Here is a 21,821-nt window from a genome sequence, read left to right on the forward strand (position 1 = left end):
GAGCGCTATCCCCTTGAAATAAGTCGTTGGAAGACGTTCTTTTTTTTTGACACGCCCACTTTTCCCGTAACATCATCACCACCCCCGCATTGTTCTTTATAGATTTTCAAGAACGACGTGATGTCCGAAGGCCTGACGATCTCGGATAACCCTTCTTTCGTTAACTCGAACTTGCGCCCTTCCATCCTTTCCCCTTCTTTTATCGCCGAGTACATGATTGTCAAAAGATCACGTGGGGTTACATTCCCGTCCTCACCTAGTTTCGAGAGGTCATCAATACCTTTTTCCTCGCAAAAGGTCATCATGGCGTTCCAGTTCATTTCGACCCGGACTTTCTTTCCTCCTATTGATAAATAATAATTTTTCATGCTGCTGGTTCTACCGGGGTTAATTTAGACACTCCTTGCAAGGTAAGCGAGATCGTGGCCTCGTTCTCGGAATCGGATTTTTCAGAAAAAGCCGAAATAATAGCTTTACCTTTATAAGCTTTTCCCCCCTTTACAGAATAAACGAAGTCAATCGGTTCTCCAAGTAAAGTCATTTCAACAGCTTCATCACGCCCGATCCGGGTCGCCTTTTCTCCTTCCTCTGTCAACTCAACCACGGCATCAATTCCAAAACTGTATTCATAACCTGATACCGTTTTATTTTTTGTCCCCTCGTCATCCTTGGTTTGTGACTCTTTCACGTTTGGGGTAATATCAAACGAGTTACTCGTGGTGGCGGCAAATACCCGTTCTCCAATTTTCAAGGTTATATTATAACCTAATATTTTCTTTCCCATGTTATACAAATTCAATTATTAAACACTCCATTTTTCTCATGTATATATCTCCATCGGTTTCTCCTGAAACCGCCAAGTTCGTCACGGATAGATCATCATTTCGAAGGGATAACAAATTCTTCATAACCCGGTCTGAAATATCCTTACATTCGTCAAAATTTCCTGCAACAACGTTAATAACCACGCCGTGATCGTACCGGTACACGCCATCTTTATTAGACACTGGATTTTCACTCACTTGGAATACGGCATAGGGTAAACATTCAACATTCGAAACCATGTTGTAAGCATTTACAATCCCGTTAAAAATCCCTGCAATAACTTCTTCCGCACGCATTACCTTTGTTGTGCTAAAAATTTATTAACCCCATCAACTAAATATTCAACAAACCTGTCATAAACTTGCTGCTCCTGTCCTTCCACCGCTTTATCGAAAAATAACCGGGGGTGGATTCCCTCTCGTTGCCTTGTATTCCTAAACCTTACCGGATTCTGAAACTTGTGACTTGAATGTCTTCGATTCAACGTTCCGTAATTCAAAAAATACGCTTTAAACCAAGGAGAGATCGCCAAACGATTAGAATTACCGACTTCCCCGAAATAACCAAACTTCAAGCTCGGGTTCATACCCTTTAGGGGCTTTATTTTTATCTTCACCCCTTTAACCGGGCTACCGCTTTTAATACTTTTCACCAACGGGGTAATAGCTTTACGTAATGCCGCCTTGGCAATCTTGTTTATTTCGTTCGGGTAATCGTTCAACAATCGAAGAACGTCATCCACGCCTTTCAATATAACCCGGTTATCTTTCATCATTCAACATTTTTATAGCATCCAATTCCATGAAAGGCCGGGTCTTATCATACACGACACTGGAAATATTATAATCATAACTTCCCCATCGAATAATACAATTCGTGTTTATGCCCGGCAGGGTGTAAGTCTCCACGTGAATCTTTTCAAGAGCTATCAGGTTACCATCCACGACCGATTCACTGGTAGGTAAAACCTGCACGTTAGCGAAAACAGAGGTCAACACCACGTATTGTTTGTGTAACTGCGCAATCTGCCCCTTGCTGTTAACCGCCTTCAAGAAAGTGATTCTATCCGTGAATGCCCCGATATTTATCTTCCCCATCTTTTGTACGCGTTAAGTAAATTAGATGATGCCTTCGGTAAATTTTCCACGCTATCGGCGGGATTCTCGAACAAGCGCCCAGTCACGAGCAATATGGCGGCTGTTATATCATCAGGGAACACGTCGAACCCGGTTAATATCTTAATCTCTATCTCGCTCCCGTTACACGTGTCCGGAAGGATCACCGTGCTATCTTCCCAATCTACATCACAGACCTCGTTCCCGTCTACCTTCACGTTAGCTTCTTTAATCGGCATTATTCCGGTTTTGATTTGCCGGGTAAAATCACCCGTTACCGAAAACTCGTATTCTCGTAACATGAGCCCGGTGTAATTCTCCGCTGCAGTTATCGCCGCTTCAAGCTTCCCGGAGATGTCCGCGTCAAAGTCATTCGAGGTGATCCTCAAATGTCTTTTAGCCTGTTCCAAGGTAACAGGAGATTGAACGATATTAAGACGTTTAACCTTCATACTCTTCGCAAAACTTGATAATCTTCTCTGCCGTTTTTTCTCCAATCCCGTCAATTTCAACCAATGTCTCTCGTGCTGCAAGAACTTGCTCGATAGCCGTGAAACCGTTATCCAATAACACCGCTCTCGCTGGCATATCTTCAGGTAGCTCATTTTCATCTTTTCCCTCGGTATCTTGCACCACGATCGCGATTCCTTCATTCACGAACCGGGTTGCATCTTCATCGGGGAGACTTACCGTCTCCCCCCCGAAATACCCGTAGCCCTTGATAGACTTTTTAATCTTCACCAACATAATTTATTCTGTAATGATGTCCTTAATTGCTGCAAAACTCTTCTCGTGTTTGTACCCGAGATCATGGAAAGCATTGGCAACGATCTTAACATCCCCACTCTTCGCAAGCGTGTACGGGTCAACAACGAAATCCAGACCACCCCATTGAGCGAGAACAACATCGGCAAAATTTCCAAAGATCATGGCCGACAAATTAGTCCCCGTCCCTTTCTTAATATCGGCAGGAACAAGATTCGTCACCACGGTTTTGTATCCATTTACCTCTCCACCTTCCATAAGAAAACGGGCCGTTCCTTGCGACTTTTCAGTAGTCTTCATCGCTCCACGGACTTTCGAATTGGTCAGGTATGCCAATGATCCAAGGTCCGCGTTTTCCACGGCCACGGCAGTTTCCAAGCCAACAACCTTTTTCCAATCCAAAACAGCACCATTTTCCCCACCAACAACAGAACCAATTCCATCCAAATTCAAAATACCTTTAGGTTCCCCGGATGCACCACTACCGTTAATCATCGCCTCGTTCAACGATTTAGCATGCGCCGTGGTTAATTCATTAATGATGTAATTTTCAATATCTATTCCACTTTGGATAAATAATTGTTTCGAGTAAGCCCCCGTTAATGCAACACGTTTAGGTGACAATAAATACTTCGAGAAGGATGTTTTTTCATCTTCCACCTCCCCGTTTTCATCAAGCCATTGAGCGGTAAATTGTCCACCTTTCACGAGTGGTAAATTTCCCACTAACCCGGTTAAAAAGGTAACGCCCAACTCGTTCAATATAAGCTTTGCCCGCAAGGCATCAACATAAACAAGGCCCTCTTCTTGTACAAGGAAACCACCATCCGCGGGAACTGTCACGTTTTGTCCGGCCGCGGCACGTTTATTTGATAAAACAACGTGAGGGATTCCAACACCTTTCAATTGCACCCCGATATTCGTGGCTTCACGTTTAGCTTCCGCCGCCATTTCGCTCTCGAATCCAGACAATTTTCCATCAATGGCCTCACGCATGTACTTCGCGTATGAAAAACGATTGATCTCCCGACGTTCATTATCTGAAATGTGATTTGCCGCTAACGCCTTATCCGCCGCGTCAACAACAATGGCATCATTCAACTCCCGGGTGTATTCATCAACCTTGGTCAACAAAGATTGAGCCTCTTCCTTTTTATCCTCTCCTAAGTTCCGGTAATTTTCAATCGTCTGGGAAAGGTCTTTTCTAATTTCGTGAATCTTTCTACTCATAATTATAAATTTAAAATGTTATTATTTTGACATCGCTAACGTGGCCTCCGCTAAACTGATAAGTCCATGAAAACTCCCAGCGTCCACTTCGGTATTACTATCATTTATACTTCGATCATACCCCATCAAATCAAGCACCTCAGACACTTTCATTCCCTTGATCTCGGAACGACTGTATTTTCCACCCAAGGAATCACTTATTTCGGATACAATGTCCCGGTCTTCTCCCAAATCCCTTCTTGTTGAATTCGGGTTCCCGGGTAACACCACCACGGCGACCTCTAGTAATTCTTGGCCATCATAATAATATGTCGGGTTTGATCCGTTTTCTGCCTCTTCACCCGTTCCCCAGTACCCTCGTTTGGTCGGGTTAAAGTAAACACTCACTGCGTTTATCGTGCCTGCCAATATTTTGCGGAACACCTTATCGGCAACCGGGTTCAAATCTTCCGTTTCAAATGTAATCTCCACGATTAACTCGTCTCCTTCCACCCGTGCAACTCCCCTACCGATCACCATGTCCGGATTGGACGAAAAAGCGTTATGTTGGTATGTCACAACCCCGTTTTTATCATACCGGGTCAAATCCCATTTATCAACTGGCAACACCGTCCTGTAACTATCCCGTGAATTATCACTAGCGACAAACGGGATTGTCCGGCTTTCCTCCACGTCATCCGAAATTCCACGGACAAAACATTTACAATAATTGTCTATTTTCATGTTATTCTTCTTTATTGGTTTCTCCTACCACGTTCAAATTAGCCGGGTACATGAATTTCTCCAAACCATCCTCCCGGTTTAGTCCTTCCATGTTTCTCACCTCGTTACGATTTAACCAACCATCTTGTATTCCGTTATGGTAAAACGCCCCACGACTTGCCATGTCACCACGTAATAAACCGTTCAAGTCGAATTTTATATGATAGGAATTTGATTCCCCTTCAAAAAACAATTTATTTTCAAGCTGGTACTCGAATCGTTTCACTGACGGTCGTAACGAGTACTGAACAAACTGAATATCCTGGTGTTCTATATTGCTAAAAGTTGAACGTGACAAATCTGCCAGCATGTGAGGCGGTAACGAAAAAATACGGGCAATATCCTGTATACTGAATGCTTTTGTCTGTAACATCTGTGCCGCCTCCGGGGAGATTCCAAGTTGTTTTAATTTAATCCCGTATTCAAGCAACGGGGTCTCAAAATTTTTAGCGGACTCCGTGTAATGCCTCATGAAATTGTTATACTCCTTATCCCCTAGACTCCCATCCGTTTCGAGAACCGATTTTATATTACCTCCCTTCTCGAAAAATTCAGTCCCGAATCTTGTCGCAGCCATTCCGTTACCAATCGCCTCTGCATTATACACGATCGGGTTGATCCCTTTCACGCCATCAATCGAGAATAACATGAAATGACAAATTTCAGCGTCATTATAAATACCTTGTAATCCATCATTCCCGGAAATTTTATAATATTTTTCACCTCGATACAAACCCGGAACAACCCGAGAAGGATGAACAGGAAGCAAAGAGGACACGTCTCCATAGGAATCCCGGTTGATTATCACGTAAGCATTTCCCCAGCCATCAAGACAATTATTCAAAAAAGCCCAAAACGTGAAAACATCCTGGTACCCGTTAGGTCTTTTATGCAGGATACCATGAACCGGGTGATTTACCGCGATCTCCTTGCCGGATGATGTCTCTTTTAAAACAGATTTAGGCAAAGATGCAATATTCTCGCTACGAATTCTCATGGCAGCGAACACGGCTGTAAAACGCAAGGCCGTGTCATTATCCACGTTTACACCACTCAAGTTGGGAATAAAAGAAGGTTTCCAGTCACTGACTGGCTTAACTTCTACACTCCTTTTTTGAAGTCCGATTTTTGATAGTAATTGTAAAAACTGCATTCTTGTGTAACATTTCAACAAAGAAACAACAGTTTTTACAGCCAATCAATGCGACATTGTCGCGTTTCTTCACTTCACACGTCTTTTCTCCGCCTAAAACTATCAAAAGACGTGTAACGGCGACGTTTAAACGCTCTCGTGTACTCGGTTTCGAGAGCCTCGTAAATCTCTTTTTGCGTTTTCCCCTCCCGCCCTTTTCGCATTTCCTTGTGTAATTCCTCGTTGAATAACTCGATAAATCCTCGTTTCGTGGTCATTTTCAAAACACGAGTGGAAACTTCTGTCGTATTTTCTGTTTCATTTTCCATAAATTACAATTTTATTGTTCGAAGACCGTGGCTCTTGTACATTTGACTGGATTTATCAGCAAGTGTTCGGGACATGTAGCCAGCGACAGCGTTAACCAAAGCGGCACACCCGTCAACTTTCTCCGAGGAACGTTTCTTGTCGATTCGTATATTCAAGTTTGGATCAGTGTAAATAAACACGTTCCGGAACATCCAGCGCAACACGGGATTGTTCATTAAATCCATTGACCGGGAAAGCAACATCCGTTGCAACTCTTTCGTGGGTTGAGACAACGTCGTAATTCGTTGTGGCAACTCGTCCATCACGTCATAATACCCTCGATCCCCTAAATGTTGTATTACCCCGTTTGCGGCTAAAAAGGGATCATAGGAAAGATTTTTCACGTCATACCTACGAAGGATCAACTCGATGTCTTCTTTCAAGAATTCCGTGTCTATTATATTCCCTAACGTGGTCGTGATGTACCCTTGATCCACCCAAACCCTGTAATTCACCTTATCCTCTTTCTCTATCATCTTCGCCTCCGGTATCCAGAAGAACATCTTTACCGGGTTATGTGATAAACCGGGAAAGAATAACGCCAAGGCGTTTATATCTCCTGTCGATGCCAAATCAAGCCCACCGTAACATTCCTCTCCCAACAAGACATCATCAAGAGTCCCGTGGTTATTACCCATTATGATCTCGTCACTGATCCATACCGTTGGGGCATCAACCCACAAATTCAAATTTTTCGTTTTAAACTCGACCTCCTTTGACGGGTCGTTCATGGCCGCTTTCAAGCGACGTTCCATGTAATCCATGTTGACAGACACGCCAAGATTCGGGCAAGCCTTGGTCCACGTTTCAGAATTTTTCCAGTCGTCTTTTTCATCAAGGGAAAAGATCAATATAAACGTGTCATCCTGTTCCTTTATCCCGTCAAGAATTTCGATGTATACCCGTCTTTTATCGTAACACGGCAAACTCAAATTCAACCCCGCCGTGGTTGTCATGAATATTAACGGTTGCGTCCTCGCTCCCATACCCGATTCGATAACGTCATAAATATCAAAAGTTGTCCAAGCGTGAACCTCGTCACATATTCCACAACTCGGGTTAAACCCGTCCTTGTTATTCGTGTCCCTCGAAAATGCCTTGAAAACAGACATCGTGTTCTCCACCACGATAGATTTTTTACTCACCAAAGTCCGCTTTCTCAAAACCGGAGATTGCTGTATCATGGCCCCTGCCGCACTCCAACAGATTGATGCCTGGTCTTTATCCACGGCTGCACTGTACACCTCCGCCCCGAATTCCCCGTCAGCAAGTAGCATGATAAGCCCGATCGCCGCCGCGAGCTGGGTTTTACCGTTTTTACGGGACACTTCCAAGTAACCAACGTTAAAACGTCTCACGCCACCCGCTTTTTTCCACCCGAATATCGAGGCCACCACGAAACACTGCCATCCCTCCAGCACAAATTCAGCCCCGGCCCATTTCCCCTTGTAATGTCGTAACAAGGAAAAAAACTCTAGCGCCTTCATTGCCGCCCTCTCATCCCAGAATATTCCCTTCTCCATAGCGTACTTCAAGTCGTTCACGTGACGCTCGACAGTCTTGATTTCAAGGCGTCCCGCCTCCCTTTCGCCCGTCAATACACTGTTAATGTACTCGTTCATTTTCTTTATATATTCCTTACCTCTCGCCATCTCCAAAGTTTTTCATGAATTTATCGAACTCATCTCCCTCCTCTTTCTTGCCCTCGATTTTCACCCTAGAGGCCGAAGCCGGGGTAATACCCAATTCACTAGCTAACCGCGTGGCATTAGCAAGGTACTCGCTGGCCATCCGATCTAGCGGGTTACGAGTCACTTTCATTAGAATCCCATCTTCATTGTGCAATTCAATCACTCGCCCTTTCTTTTTTAACTCCTTTTCCGCCTCGATATATTTCCCCATCTCGCTAGCGTACAGGAGAACCGTGTTAATATTCACGACATCAAGGACACCCTTGTCTGCTAGTTGTTGGGCTGTGACCTTGAAAACTTTTTTCGCCTCCACGCACAGGTAAGATGGCGGACCCGGGATTTCTGTTATCTTATCGAATGTTATTTCTTCACGCATCCTGCACGGTTGATCCGTCCCTTTCAATTTTTTCAAAGCGTTAGATATTGGTTTTCGCCCTTTTCCCATGTTTACCTCCTATTTAAAAATCCTTGATTTTGCACGCGTGTTAATTTAACTGGGGGTGTGGTCTTACAGATTTTTGCCATAGAGATTTATACCCCCCTTCCCCTCCAATTTCATCGTATTTTTCGCATTACGCTGTATTTCAACCACTTAATCATTTTATCTATTTTACACCCTTCAAATGCCCCAAAAATGCCATTTTGCAATGTCGAGATAGCAAAATTAATGTTCACTAAACTATTTCTTTATTGCACATTGACCTGTTTCGCATCTGTTTTTATCCCGTTTTTTAATCGTTTAAGACATTCTTAGAACAGTTCGTCAAGCGTGTGAATTGCCCTGTTATTTATCCTCGTTTCTTCCTCTATGGCTCTTAAATAAATTTTAGTGGTTTCGATGCTAACATGACCTAACATTTGTTGCACGTCATAGATCGTGGCCCCGGCTTTCAAGGAAAGAATTGCCGCCGTGTGACGAAGAGAATGACAAGTAAGGAACTTGCTATCCAAACCTATCTCCCGCAATCGTCTCTTCACGATCCGGGACACCATCACCGGGTTTAGCTCGGCCTCCTTGTACCCCCGGGCATGAGAAACAAACAAGTAATCAGACTCGGTTATATCACCACGACAAACAATGTAGTCATGAATGGCTTCCAGCATCTTACTCGTGATCCCGACCTCCACGTCTTTCTCCAAATGTCCTTTCCGTTGCAAACGTATCGTGATCTGCTCCTCGTTCCTCACGTCTCCAACCGTCATCCGGCATATCTCCACCCTCCGAAAACCAGCCCGAACCATGAGTGAGATCATGGCGAAGTCACGCTTCCCGATGATTGTACCTTGATCAATTGAATCAAGAAGCCTTTTCACTTGATCTATCTTCAAGTACCCCTTTCTAAAATCATTACGCTTCTTGGGGGACCGAACACCTAAAGCCACATTCTTCGTTAATCCCCGATCCTCTAACCACTGGAACAACTTACGGACCACGGTCATGTACAGATCAATCGTGTACAACGACTTTCCGGATTTTACCAGATGCTCTTTATACTGGATGATATTAAACCTTCTTATCTTCCAAAAATCAAGCTTCGAAACCACAACCCACACAAGGAACTGATTGACCGCACACTTGTAGGTATTCCGGCTCAACGTGTTCACGTCCTGCTCTCCCAGGAACTCACAAATTAATTCACTGATCGCTTTCATTTATCAAATAAGCTTCATCGTTAACCGTTCTATCATGCTTTATCTTTCCCTCTTTTTCAAGTTCTTCCAAAGCTTTAACTGCCTCGACACGCAACGGGAACAAAATATCCTTCACGAATAACACGTGGCTCGGGTAGCATTTATTCAATACCCGCTCACGTTGGATTTTTCCTATTATTCTCAACAATACCTCTTTCATGCAATAATCTTTTATCTTTGTTACCTTTCTCGATATTATGCTTCCGGCAAAGCGATTGCCAGTTAGTTTTATCCCAAAAATCACACAACGGGAACGGGATAATGTGATCAACAACTTCCGCGGGTGTTACCAGACCCTCTTTTTGGCACTTGACACACAACGGGAACATCTTTCTAAATTCTCTACTCTCCCTCGTCCATCGGGCCGTGTGATACAAATCATGGCTACGGGGACGAAGTTGCATTTTGTTATTCTCCCGGGCCTTGGACCTCCAAGGCCGTGGAAGGGATTTCGGTCTTTCCGGCATTCTCAATTCTCCTAAACTCTATTGTTACAACTTTTTCCAAAACTCTCAATCCCCCACACGTGGAACAAACCACCTGATCGTACTCTCGTTCCAGATCGTTCCATTTTTCAGTGTAACCTTCACCCCTGCAACGGGTGCAGGTTACTATTTTCGTGTACGTTTCTAGATTATCCATCATTCAAATTATCTTTGTCAATATCACTTCATCCCAATACGGGAATTTTAATTGCTTTTTATCGGCAAGATATTTTTTCTTGCTTATCCCGGAACACCACCACCTAAAAGCATCTTCTGCCGAATCGAAATCGAGGTATTTCCCGTGTTCTTCACGTAATCTCTCTATCGTGTTCACGTACGCTTTTCGATGATTGGGAAACATCAATAACTCTTTCCTTTGGCTTTTGCAATTCATCGGGCAACCAATACAACCAATCCGATCCATTTTCTTGTACAATTCACAGACTGGTAAACGTCTTTTCTCAAGGAACTCGAAAACTTCCAAGGTCGTCCAATCAAGAATAATTGAAAGCAATGGCTTGTCACAACCGAACTTGCAATCATTCGTGAACACCTTCCTTTTCGCCCTGCGTTTACTCTCTTCCTTCCTGATTCCAATCACGACGACCTCGTTTAACCCCCTACGTTCCTTTATCACATCGCAACAATACCGACGGTTCCTAAGGGGCAACATCTTCTTTTGCAGGATAAGCTGGAACATGGTTTTCTCCGGTTTTAACCATATAACATCCGGGTAGTTGGCACGGATGAACTCCAAAAGTTCTGGTGGATCAATGGATGTTTTGTAGAAATACGCCTTGAATTTCACGTGTGCCATCTGGCAAAGCTCATGGATCACTTGAGAATCCTTACCTCCACTAAAAGCTACATGGAAGCCATCAGGAGAATATTGTAGTGCCATTTTTTCCATTTTCCTGAGAAGACGTATTGAATTAAATATCTTGTTACTTAACACGCTCATGTCCCTGTTTTTATCGTACCCTTTCATCCTTTATCATGCTTATCGTGTACCCGCTTTCTCTCAAGAACATCTCGACCGCAGACCCACTCACCTTCATCTCTCCCCCTAGCTTGATCATCCCGGCGATGTTCCGGCGATCACTCCATGCCTTAAAAGATTGCGTCATCACGTATTTATTCAACAATTCCACGTATTCATCCGGAGTCATGACCTTGCACACTCCCGACGGGTTTGTTAACTCAATCATCGCCACAAACAATGTTGTTAATTATCCTAGTCTTTTTTATCTTTATGTGATCACGAATAACCGTCAAAATTCCCATCGAGGCTCAAAACGGCTTTTGTTCACCTTGAAACGGGTAGAACCTCGTCATAGCCTTGTTATGCCGGAAAAACACGTACCCTGTTTTCCCGTCCCTCTGTTTCGCCACGATCAGCACCCCGATTCCCGCCGAGGGAATAGATTTATTGTCGTACTCGATCTCCTTTATCTTGTAATATTCAGGCCTGTACAAGAGGCAAATGATGTCGGCATCTTGCTCTATCGAACCCGATTCACGGAGGTCGGCGAGCATCGGTTTCTTGTCCGATCTCTTCTCCGCCTCCCGGTTAAGTTGCGAGAGCATGATGAAAGGAACATTCAACTCCTTGGCGATGATCTTCGCCGTGCGGCTGATGTTAGAAACTTCCTGTTCCCGGTTCCGAATGTTATCGACCTGGCTCCCCGTGAGCTGCAAGTAATCCACCACGATTAACCCGCACTTCCCACGCTTGTGCATGAGCCGGGCGTGATTACGGATGTAGTTTATCGTCACGGAGGGCTTGTCGTCGATGTAAACGGGTAACTTCTCGATAACCCCGGCGGCCCGGTGCATCTTCAACACCTCGTCCTCGCTCAACTCCCCGCCCCGGAATCGCTCGACAGAAATATCACACTCTGACAGCAACAACCTGTTAGCAAGTGAAACGTCGGACATTTCAAGGGAATACATGCAGGCGGAAACCCCGTGTTTTGCCGCGGTCTTCAACATCCGCAACGCCACCGCAGTTTTCCCCATCGACGGGCGTGCCCCGATAACGATGAACTGTCCCCCTTGCCACCCGTTCGTCAGCTCGTCAAGCTCCACGAATCCAGACGGGACTCCAGTGAATATTCCCTTCTTCCTGTTTTCCTCCCGGGTCTCGTAAGCTCGTAAAGCTCCTGCCACGATCGTACCAACGTGCTTCATTCCACCCTCTCCCGCCACGATGGCGTTCACCCGGTCCAATTCCCCGTTAAATCTATCCACGACCTCCGCCACGTCTATTGTCGTGTCCCGTGCCACCTGTTTCAACCTCTCGCAAATCGTTATCACCTCTCTCGCTAGGTAACGCTGTTTCACGATACGGGCGTGTTCCACGATGTTGGTCACACCCGCCACGAGGTTCGTCAACCCCGCAAGGTAATGTACACCCCCGTTATCGCTCAACACATTGTTCCCAGTCATCCCCTCCGCTACCGTGAGTAAATCAACGGGCTTGCTTGACGAGTACAACCGTGTGATCTCGTTGTAAATTTCCCGGTTCACCGGCTCGTAAAAACAATCGGGATTCAAGATCGAGGAAACACGAGCTAGGGCATCGGGTTCCACCATGATCGCGCCCAGTACTGCCTTCTCCAGTTCTATCGCCCGTGGCAAGATTTGTTCCTCAATCGAATTTAACGCTTGTCTTGTGTTCATCGTCTATCGTGTTTAAAGATTCTACCGGGTACTCTGTCTCCCACCTGCGCTGGTTGATCCACGTTTTCAAGTTAGCGAACGAGGGAACGAACTCGCCACGTTTGGCCGCTTGCTCCCGCCATCTCATCAAGTTTTCCAGTGCGGGGAGTAACAACGGGACGATCTCGGTCACGTGCCCGTTGTATTTTTTCACGAACTCGTTAAATTCCGTGTCAAGTCCCCTCTTCGTCCCGGGGTAACGTTTCCGGAATATTTCAAATTGATCTTTCAAGGAAACTAGATCAACTTCCCCTTTAGGGGATCGAGGGGAAGTTTCTTTATTTATTTCTTTATTCTTCTCTTCTTTATTCTTCTCTTCTAGTATAACTTCGTAATTCGATTGTAATACGTTCGTATTACGTTCGCATTTTAAGGGTAATTCTTTAACCTTATTCCACCGACTTTCAATAGCCTTTTTAGCTGCTAATGAACGCCTTGTCTTATTTTCTTCCCAAGCATTCATTCTCCGAACCAAAGTCTCGCTCATAAACACGACCCCACCCTCGACCGCAAATAATTGGTACCCCCTAACAACCGCCTCAATTTTTTGAGGGGTGGTATTATATTTCCTCGCCAAAGAGGGTAATAATGCCAATGGATATTTATAATCCGGCTGGTCTCTCAACACCTCTATTAGCATCCAGTAGATACCGTACCCCTCCATTCCTAGCTGGTCGATCAACAAGGCACATTTCGGGTCATCCTTGGCGTTACTGTCATGCGTGAAATAATAAGCATCCTTACTCATGTTTATTTGTTAAATTATTTAATACTCACATTCACACCAAGAACGAACCTCTGGGCTCACCTGTATAACGTGAACCTCATGGGAATCCGGCGTTATTTTAGCATCAAGCGTTCCCGTCAGATGATTATATCCTTTTATTGGCTTCTCGTTATAATACTTTTGACGAAACATTTCCTCTCGTAAATCTCGTTTCACGTTCTTTCCTTTTTCCATAAGCTTGGTTTTAAATTTCAGATTCTCGCTCGTGCTGGTAAAACTCGCACCTGTTCATTCTCTCTGATAAAGCGATAAGCCGGGCAACTTCCAACCGGATCATGTAATTCCGATCACCATCCTTGACCTCGGGAAGAAGCCCCCATTTTATCCAATTATCAATAATATCCCTCCCGTATATTTTGTAAGCTTTAGCTTTAGAAATAAACGGGGCAGCATCACCTCTTTGGACAAGGGTTTCATGGACGGAAAGTTTCACGTCTGCCACCCTTTTGTCTAGAGCAGCTTTAATTTCTTTAAGCTGTTGTGCGGTGTATTCAGATTGGGTCATGATAACATTATCTAGTCATTACCGGCTTCTTGGTCATCACGCAACCATAATATTTGATAGCAGCATTCCTGATTGCATCCGGTTGTTCTCCCTCTGTCACGAAACGCAAAGCGTTGCGTACCGTGTGATCTGACACGCTAAAATGTTTCGCCAGTTTTTGAATAACCCCTTTGTCGTATAAAATTCTTGCTTTATAAATTGTCATAGCTTAAAAATATTAGTACATTTGAAAATTATTGTTTCAGTTTCCGTTTTGGAAGCCGTTTTGTGATTAATCATGATGCAATATTATAGACTATCGTCGTTAAAACAAAATATTTAAACGATTATAATCTATAATATGAAATATTTAGAATGATTATAGATAATAGTTTCGCAAACTGAAACAAATAGAACATACATAAATATAGTTTAGTAGCACTAGTATTGACACACAGAATATAATCTATAAAATGAATGCAAAAGATCGATTATTAGAATTTTTGAAATATCTAAATATTGGACAGAACAAATTTGAAGCTTTTGTTGGTATCTCTAATGGATATATAAATAATAATAAAGGCTCAATCGGCACTGCCATCATAACCAAAATTGCAACGAAATACCCAGAATTAAATATAGCTTGGTTACAAACAGGAAAAGGCGAAATGCTGAAAGAAGACCCCAGCATTCCTCATGCTGAAAATACAAGTTCTGGCATTCCTCACATTGAATCAGTTGAGGCATTTTGTGGACCGGGACAAGGGTTTGATATTGCAGTGATGAGAAAAGAGTGTCCCGTTTATAATATCCCAAGCATGGAAGGCGCAGATTTCACGATTCGAGCCAAGGGACGAAGTATGATCAACCGTGACTACCCGGATCGAAGTGTCAAGGAAGGTGATTACATTGGGTGTGTAAAATGCCGTTCCGGTATAGTTCGGTACGGTGAAGTTTATGCTTTAGCAACCTCCGAGGGCGTTATGGTCAAGATCGTGCAGGAGTCTGATCGAGAAGGCTACGTGTTATTAGAATCATTCAATAAAGAAGAAGGCTTTAAACCGTTTTATTACCCAATATTAGATATTCACGATTGGGCGTTAGTCGTGGCCGTGGCAAGTATTAACAGATGGGCATAAACAATAACTAGATATTTATCAATAACAAATTAAAACTGGGGGATCATGAAAAAATTATTTATTCTATTAATCGTGTCTTTGTGTATAAACGTGTGCCATGCACAAAAAAACAATTCAGACCCGCTATACTCTAACGAGAAGACAAAAACAAGTTTAAAAAAGGAAAACAAAGAAAAACGGAAAAAGGAAAACCCCGTGTACATCGATCAAAGATTTCTTGTCGCCGGTTCCGTTACAATCGGTATTGGCCTTGGAGTTATTGGAATTGGTAATGCGGCAATATTAGATAAAATTAATGACGAAAAAGATGCTGACAAAATAGAAAAGTTACGTAAAGATCAACGACTAATAAACTATATTGGAGGAGGCATAGGTGTCCTTGGGTGCATACTTTGCTTAACTAGCGTAAAAAGAGATTTTTCGGGAGGATACGCCATAACCAAAAGACTATCATTTAAAGATAAAAAGAGAGGCTTAGCTCTAACGTATCGATTCTAGCAATTAATGATCAAAATGCGAATCTCCACATATGTGTCAAAATCGTACAGGAATCAGATCAAGAAGATTATAATATTACTAGGAATCTATCAACAAAGAGAAAGGGTCTAAATCGTTTTATTACCCAATATTAGATATTCAATTAGGCGTTAACCGTGACCGTAGCTAGTATTAGCAGGTAGGTTAATCAATTCTATTTAAACACGAAATATTATAAAATCAATACAATATTTATTGTTAAAATCTTTATCGCAATTAATTCTTATCATTTACTAAAACTATATATTAATATTTAGAATATACTACCTAAGAATACGAAAGCAAAATAACTATAAAATAAAAAAAACAACACAATCCCCAATAAAAATATTCATAACAAAGATTACACATTTCATAAAAATACATTATATATGAGCACATTAGAAGAAGAAATAAACCAAAAAAGTAAAGAAATTCGTACTGATAGTTACCCCATGTCTATTGGAGAAATCATTAATATGTATAATGAAGAAGAACTGGATATACATCCAGAATTTCAACGTTTTTATCGATGGAGTACAATACAGAAAACAAGACTCATTGAATCAATCCTATTGCATATCCCAATCCCTCCTATTTTTGTTGCACAAAGGAAAGATGGAGTTTGGGATGTTGTTGATGGCTTACAAAGACTCTCTACAATATTGAATTTCGTTGGCGTTTTAAAAAATGACAACAAAGAACTAATAGAACCCCTCGTATTAGAAAAAACTGAATTATTACCTTCATTAGAAGCAAAAGAATTTGGGACTGCGACATCCGAAGGGGATAAGTATTTTACAGATACTTTAAGAAGATACTTCAAAAGAGAAAAACTATCTTTCACAATAATACAAAAAGAAAGCGATGAAACTAGCAAGTACGAACTATTTCAAAGGCTAAACACTGGAGGCTCCTCTTTGACAGATCAAGAAGTTAGAAGTTGCTTAATTGTTATGAACGACAAGGAAGCCTTTAACCATATGAGAGAAATGGCTAATGATGACAATTTTAAAGAATGTATTCAAATTAGCGACAACAACATAATTGAACAATATGATTTAGAATTAATTACACGATTTCTAGTTTTAAAAAACATCGAAATTGACAAATTAAAAGGAATAATTGATTTTGGTGCTTTTTTAAATACAGAAATATTAGAATTAATACATAAAGGCATTGATTGGGAAAAGGAATATAAAATTTTTCAAGAAACATTCTCATTATTACTCTGTACAAAAGGAGATTGTTTCAAAAGATATGATAGTACAAAAGAGAAATTTTCAGGAGGATTTTTAGTTTCCGCATTTGAAATTGTTGCATTGGGAATTGGTTATAACATTGAACAGGGACATTCTATTTCCCCCGAAGATATTGAAAAGGATATCAAAGAAATATGGATTGAAACAACAATAAACGGGCCTAGATGGGCTGGGGCCAATGCTGCTTCAAGATTACTTAAAACACTACCATTAGGACGAAAGGGATTCCACCATGAAAATAAGAACAACTGAAGAGCTTTTGGGAAAACTTGATGAAGCATTATCTTGGCGAAAAAAAGAGTTAATTGATTACAAACTAATTACAGAAAGAAACAAAGGCTCTCTTCTCCAGAAACCCTTAACAAGAGCAGGAATTGCATTAGTGTATGCACATTGGGAAGGTTTCATAAAAGAAGCTTCAGGATTTTATTTGTCATATTTATCATCATTAAAATTAAAACCATCAGACATATCTTTAAATTTATTGACATTATCTATATTTGATAGAATTATAAAAGCGAATGATGTAGACAAATGTTATACAATTATCCAATTTTTAAACGACACAACATCCCGATGCAAAATGCCACAAAACATTGACACCGAATCAAATTTAAAATCAAATGTCTTAAAAAAAATCATGTTTCTACTAGATTTAAATTACACTCATTATGAAACAAGAGCTAACTTCATCGATGCAAATCTCTTAGGTAAACGCAATGAAATTGCTCACGGGGAATTCCGTAACATTGATTATTCTGAATTTGAGGAAGTATTTGATTTTGTCATAAAATACAGCGAAATTTACAAGAATGAAATTATAAATTCTGCCATACAAAAAAAGTATTACAAAACTAAACATATCAGCTACTAATCGTTCTCTTTAAGATAAATCCCTTTGATTTTGCCTTGTACAATGAATTAGGTCAAAACAAAGGGATTCTTATATTTCTTCTACTTACAAATTGGAATAAAAATCACCTTACTTTCTTTTATTTAGAGATAATCTTATAATAATATCAATTATGTATTTTTGAAAACTCCAATATATCATTAAACATTTTTTTCAATTTTTCTTTATCAACTTCAGGTCTAAGTTTATGTTTATCATTTAATAATCCAGATTTAAATGCCTTACATATTGCCCTTTTATTTCTTATATCATCAGCTGGAATAATCCAAGCTTTATAATCACAATCGCTATAAGTCTGAACAAACTTCTCGTAATCTTTTTGCTTATCTCCATCAAAAATGGCCCCAATACGAGAAAATCCAAGACATTTCAATATATACGCAATTTGTTCTATAGAACTCGCACCACCTGCACCAAAACCAAAAAATGGAATATATCCTTCAATATTTAATTCATTTAAGATTTTAGGATAAAGCATAACATCTTCTTGACCCTCAGTTATTATATATCCATCTTCCGCAAAAAAACACGCACGAGCATCGTTTCCTATAATATGAGGATTATTTATATTACCCATATATGCTTTAAAATATTTTCTACACTTATCATCAATACAAGAAATCATAGAACTTTTATCTTTTTCATAGATCCGTGCAATTACACCTCCATTACCCGCAGCATCTATAGATATCATATTGGGAGAGTGCGTCGAAATAACAACTTGTATCTTACGGGTTGTTTCCAAAATTTCTTCTAGCAAACGTGCTTGTAATTGAGGATGCAAACTGAGTTCTGGCTCATCTATCACAATCAATTCATCTGATTTAGCTTCAAAAATGGCATCAACAATAAAAAGTAAACTGACAATACCTTCCCCCAAGCCATCAGAATTATGAAAAACGTTGTCATCTTTCTTGATTTTCACATAATAATTTTGAGTATCACTTTGATCGATTGTCCACTCTAGTTTTTTTCCTAACACCTTCCAAAAAATTTTATTAAAATCTTTAGCTTTTTTACTCGCATCAAACAATCTATAAGTAAAATGATCTAACGTTTTACCCCTAAATTGAGTATCTTCAGGGTTACGAATAAAAGTTTCTCTATCCCATATTCCTTTTCCAAAATACGGATTAAATACCCTTCGTGAAGGTAAATAATATATTTTAGGTTTATCGGCATGATCATTACTCCATGTAACTTCACTTCCCCCTTCGTTTATTGTTGCTAGTGTTAATTTTTTTTCGTCAAAGGGAGATATATCACCATACTCAACCCTAAGCTCAACTTTATCTCCAGCCAATTTATTTCTCTTACCATCAGTAAAAGACACATTATTAGCAGCCAACTTAGAAAAACATTCTGCCAATGTTGATTTTCCACCACCATTAGGTCCAATCAATACAGTTAGACCACTTCCCCTTTCCCCATTAGGAATTGCTAAATCTAAAGTTTGTGCTATTTTAAATCCTCGATACCCTTTACAAGTTATTTTTTTTATCATATTTATTAAATTATATTTCGACCCTTATTATATCAATCATTCAAAACCCCATATTATTTTCACAATAAGTGCAGTATATATTTAAATAAGATAGCAAACCACTACTCTACGTAGTAGACATAAGCCTCTTTACGAAACTCTTCACGCTCAGGACTACCAGGCTTGCCGTATTGTTCATCCATCCATGCAGCCACGTTGTAAATATCCTTACTGATTTCTTTCAAACCCATAATAGCCCACTTCTTATTGATGTGCTAATTTAAGTTGCTCTTCTAAAGCTTGTTTGATATACCCGTTTATAGTAGTCCCAGCTTCCTGTGCAAGCATGGCAATTTTACTATGAATTTCTGGTGAAATTCGAATATTCAAAGTCCCACTATAAGGCTTACGAGGTTCAATCCCATCAGCCACACAACCTGCAATGTAATTATCAATACCAGCCTCAAAATCTGCTTTTAACTCATCTATAGTATTCCCCTCGTAAAGAATTAAATCTTTACTCATCCCGAGTACCTTTCCAAAAAGACAATTATCAGCCTTACTATACTCGACAGACCCTTTGTAACCTCTGTATTCCAAGTAATCCATAATTTTCCCCGTTTCTATTTTATTAAACCATTACTTTTCAAATGTTGATATACCGTTTTCATCATCCACTCCTTCATTATACTACCCGGATGGGGTTTATGAATATCGATATACTGCCCTGTTTGTTCATTTTTAAATCGCACCCGAGACCCCGAAGTCGCTCCTTTATTATGCTCATAATACCCAAAAATAGATAGTAATTTTAGAGTTTCCTCGTAAGTGAAATCTTTAGGTAGTTTTTTAAAACGTTCAACCAACTTTTCTTTAGTTCCCATGTTCTTTATTCTTATTACAAATGTAACTAAATTTAGTTACATTACAAAATACTACAACCAATATTTTATGGTTGCATAAAATATTTATTTAATCTCCTGTTTGAAATAACAAATCAATCATCCTCCTATTCGCTTGATCGATTCTAGTAAAATCTTTGTCAATATACACGTCAGCCATTTTATGAGCTTCATTCACGTGATTCAAGCAAAGGTCAATATCATCTTTCGAAACATTCAACATATTCCTTGCAATGGTTGCCCACGAATGACGAACGGAATAAGCTCTCGTATCTTCTGGTATTAAGAATTTCGTCAACTCTTCTCTCTCTTGCTTGCTTACAGCTTCTTTTATTTCCCGTTCGACACTTTGATTCACCTCCTGCAAAATTCGCTTAAAACCTTTATTAACGGCCCCGTTGAAAGTCGAGCTATCACTATACAATTTACAGAACGAAAACAAACGAACTTTATCCGGATCAGCATACTTTTTCATTAATCTTTCCGCTTCTGGCTCTATTTTTATTGATATTTCTGCATGATCTTCCCTCCGATCTTTAGTCTTACTCCTTTGATAAGTGATTCTCCCATTCTTGCGACTTGCATAAGGCACGTTAAACATATCAACGGTATTCATCCCGACAAGGAAGAAAGAAAGCATGAAAACATCCCGGGCAAGTTCCTGACGCCTCAACCCGTTTTCAAGATTCATGATTTTACGGATGTTCTCAAGATAGATATTCCGTTTCTTCGGGGGATTAGGTTTTACCATTTCAAACTTGCGAAATGGGTAATGCCTGATCACTGGGTCACCAAGTTCATCATCATTATAAAAATCAATGGCCTCGTTAAACACGACTCGAATATCCGCCATGTAATCATGAACTCCCGTATCTGTTAAAGGTTTTCTTTTAGTTGTCACCTCCCGTCCAAATTGGTTTACTCTCACGATTGTTCGTTCTGAACGCAAGAATTCTTCAAACCTCTCCAAAAACTTAGAAGTGACCTTCACTATATTCAATTCCCGTCCGGAGAAATCAACAAGAGCGTTGATTGTCGTCTGGATATGCTTTGCTCGTTTTTCCCTTCCAGCCAACAACAATTTATCTATATGCCTCTTGGCAAAAGCAACAAAATCAATGTTACTTACCTCACTCTGCTTTTTCTTTATATACTCTACAATATCTTTAGCCGAATAATTACTCACATCATTCCCCAACCCACGGACAATAACATCTTCACATTTTTCCATTTTCTCCAGTAACAACTTCAAGATAGTTTTATCTTTTATCTCAAAATTCTTATTCAGCTGCTGGGTCACGACATAGAAATCCGTTTTCAGATATGCATGTTTACGATCCTGCGTCACTCGAATTGACACGGGATATTTATCATCTTTCCTTTTATAATCTTTAGGAACGTAAATTTTATATGTAGGCATTTTTTCGTGTAATTTTCGTGTAACATTCGTGTAACACGACATCATAAAGGTACAAAAAACTATGCTTTTTTACACGAAAAAAGAGGCTTAATCTCTTCGAAAAGGCCTCTTTTTGTAGCTAACTTCTT

The 21,821-nt window shown here is 40.6% G+C and carries 32 protein-coding genes; 4 read left to right on the plus strand and 28 right to left on the minus strand.

Translation table 11 applies throughout. From position 1 onward, the window contains the following. Window positions 1-5: 5 nt before the first annotated feature. The 23 genes from QVC79_RS03655 to QVC79_RS03765 all read right to left on the minus strand — a co-directional run bounded on the left by QVC79_RS03655 (window position 6) and on the right by QVC79_RS03765 (window position 14,284). Complete coding sequence (locus QVC79_RS03655) at window positions 6-368, minus strand: hypothetical protein (RefSeq protein ID WP_270593707.1); 363 nt, start codon at window positions 366-368, stop codon at window positions 6-8. Further along, window positions 365-784, minus strand: a complete 420-nt coding sequence (locus QVC79_RS03660) for a hypothetical protein (protein ID WP_270593706.1) — start codon at window positions 782-784, stop codon at window positions 365-367. The genes QVC79_RS03655 and QVC79_RS03660 overlap by 4 nt, the downstream gene beginning before the upstream one ends. Window position 785: 1 nt before the next feature. Further along, window positions 786-1,121: a hypothetical protein gene (locus tag QVC79_RS03665; RefSeq protein WP_270593704.1), complete on the minus strand. Its 336-nt coding sequence runs from the start codon at window positions 1,119-1,121 to the stop codon at window positions 786-788. Then, window positions 1,121-1,597 carry an HK97 gp10 family phage protein gene (locus QVC79_RS03670; protein WP_118304701.1) on the minus strand — a complete coding sequence of 159 codons (477 nt, stop codon included), beginning with the start codon at window positions 1,595-1,597 and terminating at the stop codon, window positions 1,121-1,123. Before QVC79_RS03670 ends, QVC79_RS03665 begins: the two co-directional genes overlap by 1 nt. Next, window positions 1,587-1,922: a head-tail adaptor protein gene (locus QVC79_RS03675; RefSeq protein WP_118304702.1), complete on the minus strand. Its 336-nt coding sequence runs from the start codon at window positions 1,920-1,922 to the stop codon at window positions 1,587-1,589. The genes QVC79_RS03670 and QVC79_RS03675 overlap by 11 nt, the downstream gene beginning before the upstream one ends. Beyond that, window positions 1,910-2,392 (minus strand): head-tail connector protein, encoded by a 483-nt coding sequence (locus tag QVC79_RS03680; RefSeq protein ID WP_270593703.1) that lies wholly within the window; start codon window positions 2,390-2,392, stop codon window positions 1,910-1,912. The genes QVC79_RS03675 and QVC79_RS03680 overlap by 13 nt, the downstream gene beginning before the upstream one ends. After that, a complete protein-coding gene (locus tag QVC79_RS03685; RefSeq protein ID WP_270546513.1) occupies window positions 2,382-2,687 on the minus strand; it encodes a helix-hairpin-helix domain-containing protein in 306 nt (101 codons plus the stop codon). Before QVC79_RS03685 ends, QVC79_RS03680 begins: the two co-directional genes overlap by 11 nt. A 3-nt stretch (window positions 2,688-2,690) precedes the next feature. Beyond that, window positions 2,691-3,935, minus strand: coding sequence for a phage major capsid protein (locus tag QVC79_RS03690; protein WP_270593702.1), 1,245 nt, complete (start codon window positions 3,933-3,935; stop codon window positions 2,691-2,693). A gap of 21 nt (window positions 3,936-3,956) precedes the next feature. After that, window positions 3,957-4,658 (minus strand): HK97 family phage prohead protease, encoded by a 702-nt coding sequence (locus tag QVC79_RS03695; protein ID WP_118304706.1) that lies wholly within the window; start codon window positions 4,656-4,658, stop codon window positions 3,957-3,959. Between the two features lies 1 nt (window position 4,659). After that, window positions 4,660-5,850, minus strand: coding sequence for a phage portal protein (locus QVC79_RS03700; RefSeq protein ID WP_270593700.1), 1,191 nt, complete (start codon window positions 5,848-5,850; stop codon window positions 4,660-4,662). Between the two features lie 74 nt (window positions 5,851-5,924). Further along, window positions 5,925-6,158, minus strand: a complete 234-nt coding sequence (locus tag QVC79_RS03705; RefSeq protein WP_118304708.1) for a hypothetical protein — start codon at window positions 6,156-6,158, stop codon at window positions 5,925-5,927. A 3-nt stretch (window positions 6,159-6,161) separates the two neighbouring features. After that, a complete protein-coding gene (locus QVC79_RS03710; RefSeq protein WP_270593699.1) occupies window positions 6,162-7,850 on the minus strand; it encodes a terminase large subunit in 1,689 nt (562 codons plus the stop codon). Continuing rightward, window positions 7,837-8,334: a phage terminase small subunit P27 family gene (locus QVC79_RS03715; protein ID WP_118304710.1), complete on the minus strand. Its 498-nt coding sequence runs from the start codon at window positions 8,332-8,334 to the stop codon at window positions 7,837-7,839. Before QVC79_RS03715 ends, QVC79_RS03710 begins: the two co-directional genes overlap by 14 nt. 305 nt (window positions 8,335-8,639) lie before the next feature. Next, entirely contained in the window at window positions 8,640-9,542 is a 903-nt protein-coding gene (locus QVC79_RS03720; protein ID WP_270593698.1) for a tyrosine-type recombinase/integrase, read from the minus strand. Beyond that, window positions 9,526-9,741 carry a hypothetical protein gene (locus QVC79_RS03725; RefSeq protein WP_270593697.1) on the minus strand — a complete coding sequence of 72 codons (216 nt, stop codon included), beginning with the start codon at window positions 9,739-9,741 and terminating at the stop codon, window positions 9,526-9,528. Before QVC79_RS03725 ends, QVC79_RS03720 begins: the two co-directional genes overlap by 17 nt. A gap of 248 nt (window positions 9,742-9,989) precedes the next feature. Beyond that, complete coding sequence (locus tag QVC79_RS03730) at window positions 9,990-10,226, minus strand: hypothetical protein (protein WP_270593696.1); 237 nt, start codon at window positions 10,224-10,226, stop codon at window positions 9,990-9,992. Continuing rightward, complete coding sequence (locus QVC79_RS03735) at window positions 10,227-10,967, minus strand: phosphoadenosine phosphosulfate reductase family protein (protein ID WP_270593695.1); 741 nt, start codon at window positions 10,965-10,967, stop codon at window positions 10,227-10,229. A 70-nt stretch (window positions 10,968-11,037) separates the two neighbouring features. Further along, window positions 11,038-11,280, minus strand: coding sequence for a hypothetical protein (locus QVC79_RS03740; RefSeq protein ID WP_287642439.1), 243 nt, complete (start codon window positions 11,278-11,280; stop codon window positions 11,038-11,040). 76 nt (window positions 11,281-11,356) lie between these two features. After that, a complete protein-coding gene (gene dnaB / locus QVC79_RS03745) occupies window positions 11,357-12,748 on the minus strand; it encodes a replicative DNA helicase (protein ID WP_270593692.1) in 1,392 nt (463 codons plus the stop codon). Next, on the minus strand, window positions 12,717-13,535 hold the full coding sequence (locus QVC79_RS03750) for a Lin1244/Lin1753 domain-containing protein (protein WP_270593690.1): 819 nt from the start codon (window positions 13,533-13,535) through the stop codon (window positions 12,717-12,719). The genes dnaB and QVC79_RS03750 overlap by 32 nt, the downstream gene beginning before the upstream one ends. A gap of 18 nt (window positions 13,536-13,553) precedes the next feature. Then, on the minus strand, window positions 13,554-13,748 hold the full coding sequence (locus tag QVC79_RS03755; RefSeq protein WP_270593689.1) for a hypothetical protein: 195 nt from the start codon (window positions 13,746-13,748) through the stop codon (window positions 13,554-13,556). A gap of 10 nt (window positions 13,749-13,758) precedes the next feature. Continuing rightward, the gene (locus QVC79_RS03760; protein ID WP_270593687.1) at window positions 13,759-14,079 is read right to left on the minus strand and encodes a hypothetical protein; all 321 of its coding nucleotides are present in this window, start codon (window positions 14,077-14,079) and stop codon (window positions 13,759-13,761) included. Between the two features lie 7 nt (window positions 14,080-14,086). After that, window positions 14,087-14,284, minus strand: a complete 198-nt coding sequence (locus QVC79_RS03765; RefSeq protein WP_270593686.1) for a hypothetical protein — start codon at window positions 14,282-14,284, stop codon at window positions 14,087-14,089. 247 nt (window positions 14,285-14,531) lie between these two features. On the opposite strand from QVC79_RS03765, the gene QVC79_RS03770 reads away from it, so the two are divergent. The 4 genes from QVC79_RS03770 (at window position 14,532) to QVC79_RS03785 (ending at window position 17,849) form a co-directional block, all read left to right on the plus strand. Beyond that, window positions 14,532-15,197 (plus strand): S24 family peptidase, encoded by a 666-nt coding sequence (locus QVC79_RS03770; RefSeq protein WP_270593684.1) that lies wholly within the window; start codon window positions 14,532-14,534, stop codon window positions 15,195-15,197. Window positions 15,198-15,242: 45 nt separating this feature from the next. Next, on the plus strand, window positions 15,243-15,695 hold the full coding sequence (locus tag QVC79_RS03775; RefSeq protein WP_270593683.1) for a hypothetical protein: 453 nt from the start codon (window positions 15,243-15,245) through the stop codon (window positions 15,693-15,695). Window positions 15,696-16,105: 410 nt separating this feature from the next. After that, a complete protein-coding gene (locus QVC79_RS03780; RefSeq protein WP_270593682.1) occupies window positions 16,106-17,227 on the plus strand; it encodes a GmrSD restriction endonuclease domain-containing protein in 1,122 nt (373 codons plus the stop codon). Beyond that, on the plus strand, window positions 17,208-17,849 hold the full coding sequence (locus QVC79_RS03785) for an MAE_28990/MAE_18760 family HEPN-like nuclease (protein ID WP_270593680.1): 642 nt from the start codon (window positions 17,208-17,210) through the stop codon (window positions 17,847-17,849). Before QVC79_RS03780 ends, QVC79_RS03785 begins: the two co-directional genes overlap by 20 nt. A gap of 145 nt (window positions 17,850-17,994) precedes the next feature. Here the strand turns inward: QVC79_RS03785 and QVC79_RS03790 are convergent, their stop codons facing one another. The 5 genes from QVC79_RS03790 to QVC79_RS03810 all read right to left on the minus strand — a co-directional run bounded on the left by QVC79_RS03790 (window position 17,995) and on the right by QVC79_RS03810 (window position 21,693). Beyond that, the gene (locus QVC79_RS03790; RefSeq protein ID WP_270593679.1) at window positions 17,995-19,392 is read right to left on the minus strand and encodes an ATP-dependent nuclease; all 1,398 of its coding nucleotides are present in this window, start codon (window positions 19,390-19,392) and stop codon (window positions 17,995-17,997) included. 101 nt (window positions 19,393-19,493) lie between these two features. Continuing rightward, window positions 19,494-19,622, minus strand: coding sequence for a hypothetical protein (locus QVC79_RS03795; RefSeq protein WP_270593676.1), 129 nt, complete (start codon window positions 19,620-19,622; stop codon window positions 19,494-19,496). Between the two features lie 13 nt (window positions 19,623-19,635). Next, window positions 19,636-19,980 (minus strand): type II toxin-antitoxin system HicB family antitoxin, encoded by a 345-nt coding sequence (locus tag QVC79_RS03800; RefSeq protein ID WP_270593674.1) that lies wholly within the window; start codon window positions 19,978-19,980, stop codon window positions 19,636-19,638. 14 nt (window positions 19,981-19,994) lie between these two features. Beyond that, window positions 19,995-20,255 (minus strand): type II toxin-antitoxin system HicA family toxin, encoded by a 261-nt coding sequence (locus QVC79_RS03805; protein WP_270593671.1) that lies wholly within the window; start codon window positions 20,253-20,255, stop codon window positions 19,995-19,997. Between the two features lie 88 nt (window positions 20,256-20,343). Further along, window positions 20,344-21,693: a phage integrase SAM-like domain-containing protein gene (locus QVC79_RS03810; RefSeq protein WP_270593669.1), complete on the minus strand. Its 1,350-nt coding sequence runs from the start codon at window positions 21,691-21,693 to the stop codon at window positions 20,344-20,346. Between the last annotated feature and the right edge of the window lie 128 nt (window positions 21,694-21,821).

This window comes from Butyricimonas sp. (genome assembly GCF_019423355.1).
In the GTDB taxonomy this organism is placed as follows: Bacteria; Bacteroidota; Bacteroidia; order Bacteroidales; family Marinifilaceae; genus Butyricimonas; species Butyricimonas faecihominis.